Here is a 14,658-nt window from a genome sequence, read left to right on the forward strand (position 1 = left end):
GACAACGAACTCCACCAGTTAGCCATGATCTTTCCCCTTACTTACACTTTCGACTTCATAACAAAACATGACCGCCACACATTGAATGGGCCTAATGTCGTGCTCCCTGTGCCTGACCGATCCCTTCCTGTATCGTCAGTTCGATCTCCCCTTGGGAAGCATCCACCTCCACGGTACCTCCATCATGGCGAGCAGCCTCTTCAGCCTGCTTGTTCATGACGATGATGCTGATTCGGCGATTGATGGGATTGAGCGGATTTTCCTTATCGAACGGAACCGCCGAGGCAAGGCCCACCACTCTCACCACCTTGTCCTCGCTCATCCCACCATTGATCAGCTCACGGCGCGAAGCGTTCGCACGATCCGCCGACAATTCCCAGTTGCTATATCCCTTGTCGCCCAGCGAATACGCCTGCCCGTCGGTATGCCCGGAAAGACTGATCATGTTGGGGACATCGTTCAGCGTCTTGCCGATCTCACGCAGGATATCCCGGGTATACGGCTCAAGCTGGGCACGGCCAGACTGGAACATCGGCCTGTTCTTCTCATCGACGATCTGCACCCGTAGCCCCTCACTGGTCAAATCGAGCAGAATCTGCTCCTTGAATTTCTTCAACTTCTCGTTCGCTTCGATGGCCTGTTCGATATTCGACTTCAGCTGCTGAAGCGTGGCCATTTCCTTGGCTTGCTGCAGGCGCTTGAACTCTTCGTTGGTGGCTTTCAGGTTGACGGTGCGCTTCTTGCTGTCGACATCACCTTCCTTGACTTGTCCGGTCGACCGGGTGAGATCCTTGCCGCCACCCTTGATGACACTGGAACTGTCACCACTGCCGGAGCCGCCTTCCAGCGCCACCTTGAGGGGAGTCTTGAAATATTCGGAGATCCCCTGCAGATCACCCTTGGCCGTAGAGCCCAGCAGCCACATCAGCAGGAAGAAAGCCATCATCGCGGTCACGAAGTCGGCATAGGCGATCTTCCACGCCCCGCCGTGATGCCCACCGGCGACCTTCTTGATTCGCTTGACCACGATTGGCCGTTTGTCGTCCCCTGCCATGTCCCCGCTCCGCTGTGATTAAAGTCCGTATATCAGCGTTTTTGTTTCACATGCTCTTCCAGCTCGGAGAAGCCCGGACGTTCAGTGGAATTCAACACCTTGCGCCCAAACTCAACCGCCATCGCGGGCGCATATCCATTCAGGTTGGCGAGCAAGGTGACCTTGATGGTCTGGAACATCTTGGTGGACTCATCCGCCTTTTGCTCCAGCACAGAGGAAAGGGGACCCACGAAACCGTACGCCAGCAGAATGCCGAGGAACGTCCCCACCAGCGCGTGTGCGATCAACATCCCCAACTCCGCCGGCGGCGCACCCACCGATTCCATGGTATGCACCACACCCATCACCGCCGCCACGATACCGAACGCCGGCATACCGTCACCCAACTTGGCGATGGTATGCGCCGGAACCAGCTCTTCGTGGTGATGAGTCTCGATCTCGACATCCATCAGATTCTCGATTTCCATGGCATTGAGGTTGCCGCTGACCATGATGCGCAGGTAATCGGTGATGAATTCGACCAGATGATGGTCAGACTGAATCTTGGGATACTTGGAGAACAGCGGGCTTTCGTCGGGCTTCTCTACATCGCCTTCGATCGACATCAAGCCTTCTTTACGGATCTTGCCGAGCAACTCGTAGAGCAGTGCCATCAGCTCCATATAGGTATCTTTGGTGTATTTCGCCCCCTTGAACACCAGAGGCAATCCTTTCACCGTGGCCTTGACCGCCTTGGGCGTGTTGCCCACAAAGAACGCACCGAGCGCGCCGCCACCGATCATCAGCAACTCAAGTGGCTGGAAGAGCGCAGCAAGATGGCCACCCGCCATGGCGAAGCCACCGAACACACTGGCCAACACCACCACATACCCGACGATAACGAACATGACTGCCCCCTGCTCTTGATTATTCTTACTGGATGGCAAAGTAACACTGCCCCAAGCAACCTCATCATCCAATTAACGCTGTTTATTGTTGTCTTTTCGCCCGATTCCCGGGAGCTTTCCCCCAAGAGAAGGCCACAACCATTTACGACTCATGTGCTGATGCTAACGGCCAGGAGGATGGAAACTTTAGGGACACCTGCCAACGGCATCAGGCAGGTAAGGCTTGCCCCTCGACGGATTTTTTGGTCTTGCCGGCACGCGAGGGCGGGTGGCAAATCCCACAGACATAGCTGCCACACAACTCATTGGTATGCACCACGAACTGGCCACCGCACTCGACACACGTGGCCAACTGCAACATGTCCGCCTCAAAGAAGCGGATCAGGAACCAAGCGCGGGTCACGCTCAGCAGCGCTTCGCCGCCGGTGAAACTGATCTGCTCCTGATACAAACGATAAGCCTTGATCAAGGCCTCCACGCCTTTGACCCCGGCGTTCTTGAGCAGGAACTGGTAGATACCGATGAACAGCGACGAATGTATATTGGGCTGCCAACTCATGAACCAATCGGTCGAATATGGCAACATGCCCTTGGAGGGAGAGGCTCCCTTCACTTCCTTGTACAACTTGAGCAGGCGCTCACGACTCAGAGCTGTCTCCTCTTGCAGCAGCTGCAAACGGGCACCCAACTCAATCAACTCGACCGCGATGTGAATCTCTCTGGCTTCATTGACCACACTTTTGTTGCGCATGACCGTCTCCGTCCCGCCCCGATCAGGCAGCCAGCGCTTCGACTGGACGACCTGCCATCAATATCGCGGCATGAGCCTGCGACATCATCCGGTCCTTGTTGTAATCGGTGACCATGTTCAGCAGCACACTCTCATCCAAGCGGAAGCAGCAGAGCAACATATTGGCCGATGCCATCTTCAGCAGTTGAGCTGGCGTGAGTCCAGCGATCAGTTCGGCAGTCTCTTCGCTGACACCCAGACGAAAGATCGCAGAGGCTTTATCCTCTTGGATCATTTGCTGAGCCAGCAGCATATAGGAAAGGTTGGTTTCCTTGATTTCTTCGTGCAGTTGATGAGCGTTCATTTTCGTCCCCTTGAAATTTGAACATCGTCTTTATCGACGGCTGCATTCTGGGGGACGTGCGTGTAGGAAAAAATCAGCGGGTTTCTGTATTTTTTGTAGTCAGAGTTCCTACAAAAAGAAGGGAAGACTTCCCCTGGCATCAAGCAAACGCTTGTATAAACAGGGAAAGTCTTCAAATAACACGAATCTGCAAGGGGACAAACTCATGCTTACGATTTCACTATCGGCGCATGCTGAAAAAACTTTAGGCTTTTTTTGAAAAAAATTTATGTTTTTTCTACACACCCCGATCGGGAGCGGAAATACATCGAAGGATCAGTGGAATAACACCGCACTCCAATGCCACGCGGCCCAAGCCACCCCGGCAAGCAGCAACACAGCCACGTAGTAGGGCCAGCGCTGTTTCTTTTCGGCGAAGGGGTCGACCATATGCAGCGCAGATGCGCCCTCCGGCAACTTGGCCACTCCCGTCAACGATGTCCCGAACGGGATGTTGATCCGCGCGCGCGCGTTCACTGCCCAGCCATTCGCATCCAGCAACGGCCCGAGATTGCGCTGCTTCAGCTTGAACCAGGCGATCAGCATGGACGGCCCGGACACTGCCAACAAGGCCCCGACCAATACCAGCGGCATCTGCCACCAGCGCAGATCCAGCAAACCGGTCAGCACCGAAGCCAACGCTGTCCCCAACGCGCCGACCGCCAAACCTATGGCCGCGAAGATACCGGCGAACTTGCCCACATCGAACGGCGCAGGCGGTGCCTTGGGCGCTTCGGCAGGCGCTTTCCCTGCCTCCAGCGCCGAAGTGACCAACTTGGTCTCGGCGGCCTGCGAACGGGCGGCGGCGAACTTCTGCAACTGCTCCCCTATCATCTTTCCCGCGCGTTTGTAGGGCGACCAGAACGCCTGACGGATGCCGATCGGGTGCTCCAGGATGCGGATGATGGTGGCATTCCAGTCCTGCCCCTTGCGATCGTAGAAGATACCGTTGCGCCCGACCATCAACTGGTCGGAGTCGCCCGCCGTGAAGGCGGCAGCGATGGTCTGCTTGGCCGAACCCCGCATACACTCGCAGTAGACCAGACAGACGCGGCTCAGGTTGGCCAGCGTGGCATGCTTGGCCGCATCTTCGACCTTGATGCACAACTCGCAACTCCGGCCATCCAGATACAACGTCCCCGCCTGGAACACCGCCTTGTCCACGCCCATATAGAAGTTGCGGAACGAAACGAAGTTGTTGACCAGCGTCCCCAGGTCACGCACATAGTGGACCAGGCGATCCACCGAAGCGATCGCCTTCACTTCGTCGGCCAACGCTGCGTCCTGCGCGAGCAGGTCCAGCAGGGCGGCCTCGTGCCCGCCTGCCAATATCGCGTGCAAACGGGCCGCACCCAGCACCTCCAGCGGGGTCGCCGGTTTGTCTGCCAACCAGCTTTCATAAGCGGTGAACCGCTGACACAGCTCGGCCCACTCGTCCGCAGCCAATCCGTCCCGCTCGCCCAGCAGCGGCACCACCACCTGCCCGCGCAGGTCGGCCATGGCTGCCGCCCAAGCAGGATTGATACCGTCGCGCAAGGGCAGCGCTTGCCCCGCGCCCACCAGAGCCAGAGGGAATGCCGCTACTGCGCTGGCCCCGGCACTCAACTCCTTGCCCGCCAACTGTTGATAGTCTTCGATGGAGCGGCTCAAGGGTAGGGCCGCGCGCGCGTCATAAGCGGCCATCTGGCAACGGGTGAAGTAATCATCCACCTTGGCACGCACCGCCCGCCAGGTACTTGCCGCCGCTGGCGTGTTCTCCCCCAGACACAGGATGGCGGGATCCTGCGTGGCACGCAGGTGCCAGGCATCGAAACCGCGTGCCTGCGTGAAGAACTGCTCGACCAACTCCTTGTTTATCCCCGGCTCGCCACCGGCATCGACCACCGCGCCCAGGCAGCTGACGATGTCTGCCAGCACGGCGCGGGTCGCTGCATCCTCCACCGCTGCCGCCGCGATCACGCCGTCCCCATTGAAGCGCAATCCGGCCATCAGTTTCGCGGTATCCGTGGTATCGGCGGCACTGACCGAGTCCGCCTCGGGCTTGCCCAGACTGGCGAGGATGTGTCGCGCCGCAGACAGCAACTTCGCCCCCGCATCCGTGCTGGCATCGATCGCCGCCAGCGGCAAGGTATCCGCTCCCCGGGCCAGCAGGTCGACATCGTTCAACAACGCCGCCGCCCAGTTCACCGCCTCGATCACCTCGGGTGCGCGCACCTGCCCATCCTTGTCGGAGTCGATCAGATCGAGCGTGCGCGCATCGAACTCGATGCCGCGCGTCGGACAGCTCAGCGCCACCCAGAGTTTTTGATCCAGATCGGCCAGCGCCAGCAGATCGGCACCCGTCTCGATACGTACCTGATCAAAGCCGCCCGCACGGAAAAAGCGCCATTCATGTGCCTTGCCATTCATATCCATCTCCCCAGTTAAACGTGAGCGCAGTTTAGCAGGGAATTTTTTTCCCGACTTGCGGTCACAGGGCGCTCTATCCATCCAGCGTGCTACCATCCGCGCCATGAAACACTGGTCCCGACTCCTGTTCATCTGCCTGTTCACCTTGCTGCAAGGCGTAGCTCCGCTGGCGCACGCCCATATCAACGGCGATCAGGTCAACAGCGGGCTGCACGCGGTCGAACTGGAACGCGCACTGACAGAAGGACCAGCATCGCTCGGCCCCGCTTTCAGCCTCCCGGACTCACCCGCCATCGGCATGCCGCACCAATTGGCGCGTGACAACACACCCCTCCTGCTCGACACGCTGGCGCGACTCCCGGCCCCTGTGCCGGCACTGACGCAGCTCCGTCCTGCATCGGACTGGCCAGCATCCGCCGGATACCACCCGATCCACCCCCGCTACGAAACCCCTTTGTCGCATGCCCCTCCTGCATTAGCATAAGCGCTTCCACGTGCGAGCCTGACTCGCGCCGACCCACTGCATCATGGAGTATCACAATGAAGGTTTCCCATCTCACCGGACTGTGCCTGCTGGCGCTATCCACCCTGGCCAGCGCAGGCGATGAACTGACCCTGTCCGCTAAACAGATCGCCACACTGGGCATTCGCAGCGCGGCCCTGCCCGCCAAACAAGCCGGAGAAGTCTCCGGCCTGCCCGCCCAGGTCATCGTCCCCGGCGGACAATTGTTCGTCGTCAGCACCCCGTTACCGGCCATGATCGAGCAGACGCTGGTCGGCGTGGGCGACAGCGTCAAGAAAGGACAAGTGCTGGCCAACCTGCAAAGCCCGGCGCTAGCCGAAGCCCAGCGCGGTCTGCTGCAAGCCAGCACGCAGGCGCAACTCGCCCGCGAGAACCTGACGCGTGACGAGCAACTCTGGAAGGAAGGCATCATCTCGGAAAGCCGCTACCGCACCACGCGCGGTCAGCAGATCGAGACCGCTGCTGCGCTGGCCGAACGCAGGCAGATGTTGCGCGTCTCCGGCATGTCGGAAGCCGCCATCAACAAGCTGCAATCCGGCAAGGCGCTGGGTAGTCTGCTGGCAGTTACCTCGCCCATCGACGGCGTGATCCTGGAAAAGAGCGCCGCTGCCGGACAGCGTCTGGATGCCGCCGTCCCCCTGTTCAAGGTCGGTCAGCTGCATCCGCTGGGACTGGAGATCCAGGCTCCGCTGGGACAGACTCCCCGGCTCCAGCCCGGTGCCCGGGTCACCATCCCCAAATTCGGTGCCAGCGGCAAGCTGACCGCCGTCGGCCACAACCTGAGCGGCGGCAACCAGACCATCCTGTTGCGCGCCCAGATCGATCAGGGCACGGAGAACCTGCGCCCCGGCCAGTTCGTCGAGGCCAGCGTCGCCGTTGCCGGTGACCAGGCGCAGTGGAACCTGCCCAACAGCGCCCTGGCCCGGGTCGGCAACAAGACCCTGGTGTTCGTCGCCACCGAGCAGGGCTTCCGCCCGACCAATGTCAGCGTGGTGAACGAAGGCGCGCAGAGCACCATGGTCAGCGCCACGCTGAAAGGCGATGAGAAGATCGTCGTTCAGGGCACGTCTTCCCTCAAAGCCAAGATGATGGGCATCGGCGGAGGCGAGTGATGCTGGCAAAACCCGTCGAATTCGCACTCACCCAGCGACTGCTGGTGATCGTGCTCACCCTGCTCGTCATCGGCGCAGGCATACTGTCCTTCCGCGATCTGCCCATCGATGCCTTCCCCGACGTTTCTACCACGCAGGTGAAACTCATCATGAAGGCCCCGGGCATGACACCGGAAGAGGTCGAGGCGCGCATCGTCTCCCCCATCGAACTGGAGATGCTGGGCATCCCCAACCAGCGCATCATGCGCTCGATCTCCAAGTACGCCATCGCGGACATCACCCTCAACTTCACTGACGGCACCGACATCTACTGGGCGCGCCAACAGGTAGCCGAGCGCCTCAACAACGTCCTGCGCGATCTGCCCGCCGGAGTCGGTGGCGGGCTCGCGCCCATCACCACCCCGCTGGGCGAGATGTACATGTTCACCGTGGAGGGCGACAACTACAGCCTGGAGCAGCGCCGCAGCGTGCTCGACTGGGTGATCCGCCCGGCCTTGCGCACCCTGCCCGGCGTGGCGGATGTCAATTCGCTGGGCGGCATGGCGCGCACCTTCGAGGTGATGCCCGACCACCTGGCCCTGGCGGCACGCAGTCTGACCATGGTGCAGTTGCAACAGGCGCTGGAGATGAACAACCGCAATGACGGCGCAGGCCGCCTGAACGACGGCGACGAGGCGCTGCTGGTACGCGCCGAGGGCAGCATCAAGACGCTGGACGACGTGCGCAACATCGTCATCGCCAGCCCCGGCGGCAACCCGATCCGCATCAGTGATGTGGCCGAAGTGCGCATCGGCGCACTCACCCGCTACGGCACCGTCACCATGAACGGCGCGGGCGAGGCGGTGGAAGGGCTGGTGCTGGGCCTGCGCGGTGCGAACGCCCAGAAAGTGGTCGAGGGCGTGCATGCGAAACTGGCCGAGCTCGCCCCCATGCTGCCGCCGGGCATGACCACCAAGACCTTCTATGATCGCGGCAGCCTGGTCAAACGCGCCGTGGGCACCGTCTCCAAGGCGCTCACCGAAGCCATCGTGCTGGTGGTCATCCTGCTGGTGCTGTTCCTGGGCAACCTGCGCGCCGCACTGGTGGTGGCCGCCGCGCTGCCGCTGGCGGTGCTCATCACCTTCATCCTGATGCAGCAGTTCGGCATGTCGGCCAACCTGATGTCGCTGGGTGGCCTGGCCATCGCCATCGGCATGCTGGTGGACGGTGCCGTGGTGGTAGTCGAGAACATCATCAGCCACCTCGCCCACTCGCGCCGCCATCTGCCGCACCTGAACGTCATCTACCGCGCCGTGAAGGAAGTCATCACGCCGGTCGCCGCCGGGGTGGCCATCATCATCATCGTGTTCCTGCCGCTGCTGACGCTAGAGGGACTGGAAGGCAAGCTGTTCATCCCGGTCGCGCTGACCATCGTGTTCGCGCTGGCCGGTTCCCTGCTGCTGTCGCTGACCATCGTGCCGACGCTGGCCTCGTACATGCTCAAGACCGCCAGCCACGAGGAGCCCTGGCTGGTGCGCAAAGCGCTGGCCATCTACGAGCCCATGCTCAAGGCGGCGCTGGCCAACGAGCGCAAGGTACTCATCGGCGCGGTCGCTTCATTGGTGCTGACCGCCGGGGTCTATACCCTGATCGGCAAGACCTTCATGCCGGAGATGGACGAGGGCGACCTGGTGATGCAGACCGCCAAGCTGCCGTCCATCAATCTGGCGCAGACGGCGGACATCGACGAGCGCATCCAGCACGCCATCCTCAAGGCCGTGCCCGAAGTGCGCCAACTCATCTCGCGCGCCGGGGCCGATGAGCTCGGTCTCGACCCCATGGGGCTGAACGAGGCCGACAACTTCATCGTTCTGGCTCCGCGCGAGGAATGGCGCAGCCCGGACAAGACCGCCATCATCGACGACATCCGCAAGGTGATGGACGACTTCCCCGGCATCGAATACAGCTTCACCCAGCCGATCGCGATGCGCGTCTCGGAGATGCTCACCGGCTCGCGCGGCGATGTGACCGTCAAGATCTTCGGCACCGACATCGACAAGCTCAACGAACTGGCCGAGCAGATGGTCAAGACGCTGGAAAGCATCCACGGCAGCGAAGACGTCTACACCGTCAAGAACAGCGGCGTGCAGTATTACCGCGTGGTGGTAGATAGATTGGCGGCGGGCCGCTTCGGCCTGTCGGTGGACGAGATCAGCAACGCCCTGCGCGCGCAGATCGAAGGCCAGCGCGTGGGCACGGTGATCGAAGCGGGCCGCCGCACGCCGCTGCTGATCCGGGGCGAGCCTGACGTACAGCAATCTCCCGCGCTGTTCGCCGCCCTCACCCTGCCGCTGGCCAACGGCCAGAGCGTGCCGCTGTCGGTGGTGGCACACATCGAGCGCAGCGACGGCCCGGTCAGCGTCAACCGCGAGAACGGCTCACGCATGGTGGTGATCCAGAGCAACGTGCGTGACCGCGACCTGGTCGGCTTCGTCGAAGAGGCCAAGGCCGCCGTCACCCAGAAGATGAAATTCCCCGCTGGCTACAGCCTCACTTGGGGCGGTCAGTTCGAGAACCAGCAACGCGCTGCCGCCCGCTTGGCCGTGGTGGTGCCGGTCGCACTCGGGCTGATCTTCATGCTGCTGTTCGCCACCTTCGGCTCGGTGCGCCAGGCCACGCTGGTGCTGACCAACATCCCGTTCGCCCTGATCGGCGGCGTGTTCGCCCTGTGGATCAGCCAGGAATACCTGTCGGTGCCGGCCTCGGTCGGCTTCATCGCCCTGCTCGGCATCGCCGTGCTCAACGGCGTGGTGATGGTGAGCTATTTCAACCAGCTGCATGCGCAGGGCATGAGTCTGGACGAAGTCATCCGTGAAGGTGCCAAGCGCCGTCTGCGCCCGGTGCTGATGACGGCCAGCATCACCGCCTTCGGCCTGCTGCCGCTGCTGTTCGCCCACGGCCCCGGCTCCGAGATCCAGAAGCCTCTGGCCATCGTGGTCACTGGCGGCCTGATCAGCTCCACCCTGCTGACCCTGATCATGCTGCCCATTTTGTACCGCCGCTTCGGCATCAAGATCGTGGAGACCAAGAAATGAGAAAGCCACTCGATTGCTCGTTGACGCTGGTCTGCCATCAGTCGATGGAAGAACTGCTGGTCAGCCATCTGCTGGAACACCCCGAACTGGTCTCCGGCTTCTCGGTGCGCCACATCGAAGGCGGCAGCCAGAAGGAAGTCCTGCACAGCATGCTGGAACAAGTACGCGGTCGCTCGCGCCGGGTGGAGATCTGCTCGGTGATGAATCTGGAAGATGCACACGAGCTGATCGCCCACCTGAAAGCGCATGCCTCCAACCCCGAAGTCGCCTACTGGATCACGCCCGTGATCGAATTCGGGAGGCTGGTATGAAGCGCCTCACACTGCTCATCGCCGCCTTGCTGGCCGTCCCCGCTCTGGCCGCAGAGGCCGAGCACCCCGATCTGCCGCCACCCGCTCTGGCCGAGGCCGCGATACGCAACAGCGTCACCGTGATGACCGCTGCGCATGGCATCCGCATCGAACAAAGCAACCGTCGCCGCTGGGGCAGCGGCAACTACGAGTTCAACGTGCGCGCGGGTTCGTCGCAACGACGCATCGCCAGTACCGGTCAAGCGCTGAAAGAATGGGATGTCGCCATCGAACGGCCATTGCGCCTGCCCAACAAGATGCTGCTGGACAGCGAGATCGGTGCGACCAGCGTGCAGCGTGCCGAGTATGCCTTGGGCGACGCGCGCCACGAGGCGGGGCGCACTCTGCTGCGCTTATGGTTCACCTGGCAACGCGAACTGGCGGCAGCGCAACAGTGGCAGCAACAAAGCGCAACCTTGCAGGCGCAGGCCGGCATGACCGCCAAGCGCGTCAAGGCAGGCGATGCGCCCAAGATGGAAGCGAACCAGGCGCTGGCGGCCGCCGCTCAGGCCAGCGTCTCGCATCAGCAAGCCGCGCTGCGCGCGCAACTGGCCGCGAACGAGTTGCTGCGCCAGTTCCCCGACCTGCCCCTGCCGGACGGCATCCCCCGCACCGTGCCTGAGGCCATCCCGCACGATCTGGCCTGGTGGAAACAGCAAGTCTTCCAGCACAACCATGAGCTGGGCATGGTGCAAGCCGACAGCAGCTTGCAGAGCTTGCTGGCACAGCGTGGTCGCGCCGACCGCGTCCCCGACCCGACTGTGGGCGTGCGCTACTCCAACGAGATGGGCGGCAACGAGAAGGTCACCGGCGTGTACGTCTCGGTCCCGATCTCGTTCGGGCTGCGCGGTGCCCAGGCGGAAGGTTTGCAGCACCAGGCCGATGCCGCCGCCAACCGCGAGGCTTTCGTCACCCACCGACTGGAGGGCGACGTGCAGGCCGCCTACGCCCAGGCGGTGAGCAGTTACGACACCTGGCAGCAGGCCGCCGATGCCGCCGCCCATGTGCGGCAGAACGCCGAGCTGGTCAGCCGAGCCTACGCGCTGGGCGAGAGCAGCCTGTCCGACACGCTCACTGCGCGCCGTCTGGCGCTGGAATCCAGCCTGGCCGAAACCACGGCCCAGCTGGATGCCAACGAAGCACGTTATCGCTTGCTGCTCGACGCCCACCAGTTGTGGCCGCTGGATGACGACGACGATTCGTCGCACGGGCACTATTGATGGCGCCAGTGGACTGGATAGGCAGTATCGCCGCCACGCTGACGACCGTCGCCTTCGTGCCTCAGGTGTGGCAAGTCTGGCGCACCCGCCACACCCACGACATCTCGCTCGGCATGTATGCCATCTTCACTTGCGGGGTCGCGATGTGGCTGGTGTACGGGCTGCTGCTGGGAGCCTGGCCGATCATCATCGCCAACGCCATCACCGTGCTGCTGGCAGGTGCCGTGCTGGTGATGAAACTGCGTTACGGATAAGGCGGACTGAGCTAACCCAGTCCGAAGAAACGCAAGATCGCGGCAAAGAAGCCGGGCTTGCTGACCGGCTCGACCCGAACCGGCGCGCGCACCGGTCGGATGACCTGCGGTATCGGTTGCGCTGCCACCGGGGGCGCAGGCGGTGCCGGGTTCGCCGACTCGATGCCCAGCAACGCCCGGGCCTGAGTCAGTTGGACCTGATGATCGAGCGCGAAGCTGCGACAGGCATGCTCGTCCATCCCCAGCCGCTGCGCCGCCTTCACATTCCCCCAATCGATGTCTTTCACCAATGGCTGGCTGAGCAGGCTGGCCAGCTTGACCAGGTCGGCATAGTGGACCGGCCCGTCAGCCGCCGCGCCACCGGTGACCGCCGCGATGACCGCATCGGGGAAGCGCCACACCGCGAGCAACTTGGCCGCCACCTGGACTTGCAGCCGGTCTATCAGTTCGTACAGCTCCTCGATGTCCAGCTCGAAACCGGGCCGATCGACATACAGGCAGATCGGCAACGCACCGATGTTGTGGAGCAGGCCCGCCAACATCGCCTGCTCGGGATTGATCTGGCGGTTCGACTGGGCAAGCACGAAAGAGAACGCGGCGACTTCGCGGTTACGGCACCAGAAATCGCGCAGATACCGGCTGATGACCGGGTGCTGGGTGTGCAGCAACTCACTCAACGTGACCAGCAACACCAGATTGTGGACTTGCTTGTAGCCCAGACGGGACACCGCCTGACGCAGATGCTCGACCTTGGGCTTATCGGCAAACACGGCGCTGTTCGCCGCCTTGATCAGGTGCGCCGAGATACCGATATCGCCGGAGATCGCAGCGACCACCTGTTGGGCCGAGACATCGGGATCGTTAATGAGCGTCCTGACCCGGTTCGCGCACTCCGGGAAGACCGGGAAGCTCAGCTCATCGCGCTCAATGGCGACAAGCACCTCCCCAAAGACCGATTCCAGCTTGTTACCCATGACACGCCCCCATCCAACATCGGCCAGCCGCGCTCATGAAAGTCCGGCCACCGACCGCAGGCCCGACTCCGATCACAAAGCCGATTCGTCAGTCTCGCCGGTGCGAATGCGAATGACCTGCTCCACCGAAGAAATGAAGATCTTGCCGTCGCCGATCTTGCCGGTATGCGCCGCCTTGACGATAGCATCGACTGCGGTATCCAGTTGCTCGCTGGACACCACCACCTCCAGCTTGATCTTGGGCAGGAAATCCACCACATACTCCGCGCCACGATACAGCTCGGTATGCCCCTTCTGCCGCCCGAACCCCTTGACCTCGGTCACAGTCAGACCACTCACGCCCAACTCCGACAAAGCCTCGCGGACTTCGTCGAGTTTGAACGGTTTGATGATGGCTTCGATCTTCTTCATATTCAACTCCCGTGGGTTATGCGATCCATGCCGCGATTATAGCCGCTCCCGCACGGGGCATGCAGTCATTGAGGCGGGATGCCGTGAATCTCAAGGAACAAAACTGCCCCGTATGAGTTTGGCCGGATTCCATGAAAACCGCCGAAGGTAGCCCGGCGGCTTTGCGCTTAAAACATCCGGCGCAATAACGATTGCGCCCTACCTTGCTGCGTACCGCCCGTTTTCCCCTCATCCGCCACCGAGCAGTGGAGGATGATCAGGGAATTCTGACGAATATGTTTGAGCACGTGACGGCGAGCCGGTCGTGCGAGTTTATGAGGAAGCCTGACCAGCCGGAGCCGCGCAGGGAATCCCGATAGGGATGGCGGATTGGGGTCGCCTTTCTTGGGTTACTTTCTTTGGCGAGACAAAGAAAGTAACTGGCTGCCGGGCCACCCCCGGCGGTTTCCGTTGAACATCGCCAAGTTCATTTCCGCGTGGGCACGTTGTGCCCACCCTACTTGGCTTGGCTACCGGGTTGTTCGCTGAGTACCGCCGTGCGCGAAAAGCAAAACCGCCGGAGTGGCCCGTTGGTTTTACGGAGTTAATGCTCCAAATCACTCCCTAACCGGCTTCGGTAGTCACTTAGGGCTTGCTGAATTGCTTCGTCATGCCCGCCTGTAAACTTCGTTACAGTTGTGTGTATATGTGTAGTTAATGGTTGTGTTTTGTCTGAGCGAGTTATAGTTGTGTCGATTGCTGCATGCACCCTTTTGGCCATCATTCCGAATGAGTCCCACGCCCAGAATTTTCGAATACTTACATCCAAAATTAGCGTCGTTTTGGAAGCATTTGACATAGGCACGACTCGATATCCGGATTGCTGAAGTACACTAAAAATGCTATCTCTTACTAATGACTCAACCGTCTGTCCCTTCTGAAGAACTACATTTCCCATGGCTTCATTGTTGCCATTGGAAACTCTGGCAATAGCTCGTGTCTGTATTTCTTGTACATCCTCTCCTGGAGAAATCATGCCTACTCCAAGTGATTCAATGCTTGGATTGGGCGAATTATTTTCAAAAGTACGACTGTCAGAAATTGATCTAATTGCAACTGTCTTATTGGTTTCGATTTGATTGGTTATAGGACTGGAGGGCATGAATAAGGAAACCTCTGTGCGTTTTGACGCACAGCCAGTAAGCGAGTTGGCAATAACTACTGCAATTACGAACAATCCAGTTTTCTGTAGCATTATTAACCCCTTATAGTTAATTA

General features: G+C 60.9%; 14 protein-coding genes. 6 read left to right on the forward strand and 8 right to left on the reverse strand.

Going from position 1 to position 14,658, the window contains the following annotated elements:
• Nucleotides 1–91: 91 nt before the first annotated feature.
• The 5 genes from motB to DM08_RS07800 all read right to left on the reverse strand — a co-directional run bounded on the left by motB (nt 92) and on the right by DM08_RS07800 (nt 5,483).
• Nucleotides 92–1,054: a flagellar motor protein MotB gene (motB, locus tag DM08_RS07780; RefSeq protein WP_035384097.1), complete on the reverse strand. Its 963-nt coding sequence runs from the start codon at nt 1,052–1,054 to the stop codon at nt 92–94.
• A 32-nt stretch (nt 1,055–1,086) separates the two neighbouring features.
• Nucleotides 1,087–1,941, reverse strand: coding sequence for a flagellar motor stator protein MotA (gene motA / locus DM08_RS07785; RefSeq protein ID WP_035384098.1), 855 nt, complete (start codon nt 1,939–1,941; stop codon nt 1,087–1,089).
• A gap of 208 nt (nt 1,942–2,149) precedes the next feature.
• The gene (gene flhC, locus DM08_RS07790; RefSeq protein WP_035384099.1) at nt 2,150–2,692 is read right to left on the reverse strand and encodes a flagellar transcriptional regulator FlhC; all 543 of its coding nucleotides are present in this window, start codon (nt 2,690–2,692) and stop codon (nt 2,150–2,152) included.
• Between the two features lie 22 nt (nt 2,693–2,714).
• The gene (gene flhD / locus DM08_RS07795) at nt 2,715–3,035 is read right to left on the reverse strand and encodes a flagellar transcriptional regulator FlhD (protein ID WP_035384100.1); all 321 of its coding nucleotides are present in this window, start codon (nt 3,033–3,035) and stop codon (nt 2,715–2,717) included.
• A 315-nt stretch (nt 3,036–3,350) separates the two neighbouring features.
• Entirely contained in the window at nt 3,351–5,483 is a 2,133-nt protein-coding gene (locus tag DM08_RS07800) for a hypothetical protein (RefSeq protein WP_035384101.1), read from the reverse strand.
• A 103-nt stretch (nt 5,484–5,586) separates the two neighbouring features.
• Here DM08_RS07800 and DM08_RS07805 point away from each other — a divergent pair, with 103 nt between their 5' ends.
• Genes DM08_RS07805 through DM08_RS07830 form a run of 6 tightly spaced genes read left to right on the forward strand, consistent with a single transcriptional unit; the run spans nt 5,587 to nt 12,016 of the window.
• Nucleotides 5,587–5,967, forward strand: coding sequence for a hypothetical protein (locus DM08_RS07805; RefSeq protein WP_035384102.1), 381 nt, complete (start codon nt 5,587–5,589; stop codon nt 5,965–5,967).
• A 56-nt stretch (nt 5,968–6,023) separates the two neighbouring features.
• On the forward strand, nt 6,024–7,118 hold the full coding sequence (locus DM08_RS07810) for an efflux RND transporter periplasmic adaptor subunit (RefSeq protein WP_035384103.1): 1,095 nt from the start codon (nt 6,024–6,026) through the stop codon (nt 7,116–7,118).
• On the forward strand, nt 7,118–10,192 hold the full coding sequence (locus DM08_RS07815) for an efflux RND transporter permease subunit (protein WP_035384104.1): 3,075 nt from the start codon (nt 7,118–7,120) through the stop codon (nt 10,190–10,192). Before DM08_RS07810 ends, DM08_RS07815 begins: the two co-directional genes overlap by 1 nt.
• On the forward strand, nt 10,189–10,503 hold the full coding sequence (locus DM08_RS07820; protein WP_035384105.1) for a DUF3240 family protein: 315 nt from the start codon (nt 10,189–10,191) through the stop codon (nt 10,501–10,503). The genes DM08_RS07815 and DM08_RS07820 overlap by 4 nt, the downstream gene beginning before the upstream one ends.
• Nucleotides 10,500–11,762, forward strand: coding sequence for a TolC family protein (locus tag DM08_RS07825; RefSeq protein ID WP_035384106.1), 1,263 nt, complete (start codon nt 10,500–10,502; stop codon nt 11,760–11,762). Before DM08_RS07820 ends, DM08_RS07825 begins: the two co-directional genes overlap by 4 nt.
• The gene (locus tag DM08_RS07830) at nt 11,762–12,016 is read left to right on the forward strand and encodes a SemiSWEET transporter (RefSeq protein WP_035384107.1); all 255 of its coding nucleotides are present in this window, start codon (nt 11,762–11,764) and stop codon (nt 12,014–12,016) included. The genes DM08_RS07825 and DM08_RS07830 overlap by 1 nt, the downstream gene beginning before the upstream one ends.
• A gap of 11 nt (nt 12,017–12,027) precedes the next feature.
• Here the strand turns inward: DM08_RS07830 and DM08_RS07835 are convergent, their stop codons facing one another.
• The 3 genes from DM08_RS07835 to DM08_RS12880 form a co-directional block, all read right to left on the reverse strand.
• Nucleotides 12,028–12,990: an HDOD domain-containing protein gene (locus DM08_RS07835; RefSeq protein ID WP_035384108.1), complete on the reverse strand. Its 963-nt coding sequence runs from the start codon at nt 12,988–12,990 to the stop codon at nt 12,028–12,030.
• Nucleotides 12,991–13,062: 72 nt separating this feature from the next.
• Entirely contained in the window at nt 13,063–13,401 is a 339-nt protein-coding gene (locus DM08_RS07840; RefSeq protein WP_035384109.1) for a P-II family nitrogen regulator, read from the reverse strand.
• A 583-nt stretch (nt 13,402–13,984) separates the two neighbouring features.
• A complete protein-coding gene (locus DM08_RS12880) occupies nt 13,985–14,635 on the reverse strand; it encodes a YajG family lipoprotein (protein ID WP_152555810.1) in 651 nt (216 codons plus the stop codon).
• Between the last annotated feature and the right edge of the window lie 23 nt (nt 14,636–14,658).

Source organism: Ferriphaselus sp. R-1, assembly GCF_000746095.1.
Classification (GTDB): domain Bacteria; phylum Pseudomonadota; class Gammaproteobacteria; order Burkholderiales; family Gallionellaceae; genus Ferriphaselus.

Excerpts from the sequence above, each read along its gene's own strand:
- motB (WP_035384097.1), bottom strand. The coding sequence starts at position 1,054 with ATGGCAGGGGACGACAAACGGCCAATCGTGGTCAAGCGAATCAAGAAG.
- motA (WP_035384098.1), bottom strand. The coding sequence starts at position 1,941 with ATGTTCGTTATCGTCGGGTATGTGGTGGTGTTGGCCAGTGTGTTCGGT.
- flhC (WP_035384099.1), bottom strand. The coding sequence starts at position 2,692 with ATGCGCAACAAAAGTGTGGTCAATGAAGCCAGAGAGATTCACATCGCG.
- flhD (WP_035384100.1), bottom strand. The coding sequence starts at position 3,035 with ATGAACGCTCATCAACTGCACGAAGAAATCAAGGAAACCAACCTTTCC.
- DM08_RS07800 (WP_035384101.1), bottom strand. The coding sequence starts at position 5,483 with ATGAATGGCAAGGCACATGAATGGCGCTTTTTCCGTGCGGGCGGCTTT.
- DM08_RS07805 (WP_035384102.1), top strand. The coding sequence starts at position 5,587 with ATGAAACACTGGTCCCGACTCCTGTTCATCTGCCTGTTCACCTTGCTG.
- DM08_RS07810 (WP_035384103.1), top strand. The coding sequence starts at position 6,024 with ATGAAGGTTTCCCATCTCACCGGACTGTGCCTGCTGGCGCTATCCACC.
- DM08_RS07815 (WP_035384104.1), top strand. The coding sequence starts at position 7,118 with ATGCTGGCAAAACCCGTCGAATTCGCACTCACCCAGCGACTGCTGGTG.
- DM08_RS07820 (WP_035384105.1), top strand. The coding sequence starts at position 10,189 with ATGAGAAAGCCACTCGATTGCTCGTTGACGCTGGTCTGCCATCAGTCG.
- DM08_RS07825 (WP_035384106.1), top strand. The coding sequence starts at position 10,500 with ATGAAGCGCCTCACACTGCTCATCGCCGCCTTGCTGGCCGTCCCCGCT.
- DM08_RS07830 (WP_035384107.1), top strand. The coding sequence starts at position 11,762 with ATGGCGCCAGTGGACTGGATAGGCAGTATCGCCGCCACGCTGACGACC.
- DM08_RS07835 (WP_035384108.1), bottom strand. The coding sequence starts at position 12,990 with ATGGGTAACAAGCTGGAATCGGTCTTTGGGGAGGTGCTTGTCGCCATT.
- DM08_RS07840 (WP_035384109.1), bottom strand. The coding sequence starts at position 13,401 with ATGAAGAAGATCGAAGCCATCATCAAACCGTTCAAACTCGACGAAGTC.
- DM08_RS12880 (WP_152555810.1), bottom strand. The coding sequence starts at position 14,635 with ATGCTACAGAAAACTGGATTGTTCGTAATTGCAGTAGTTATTGCCAAC.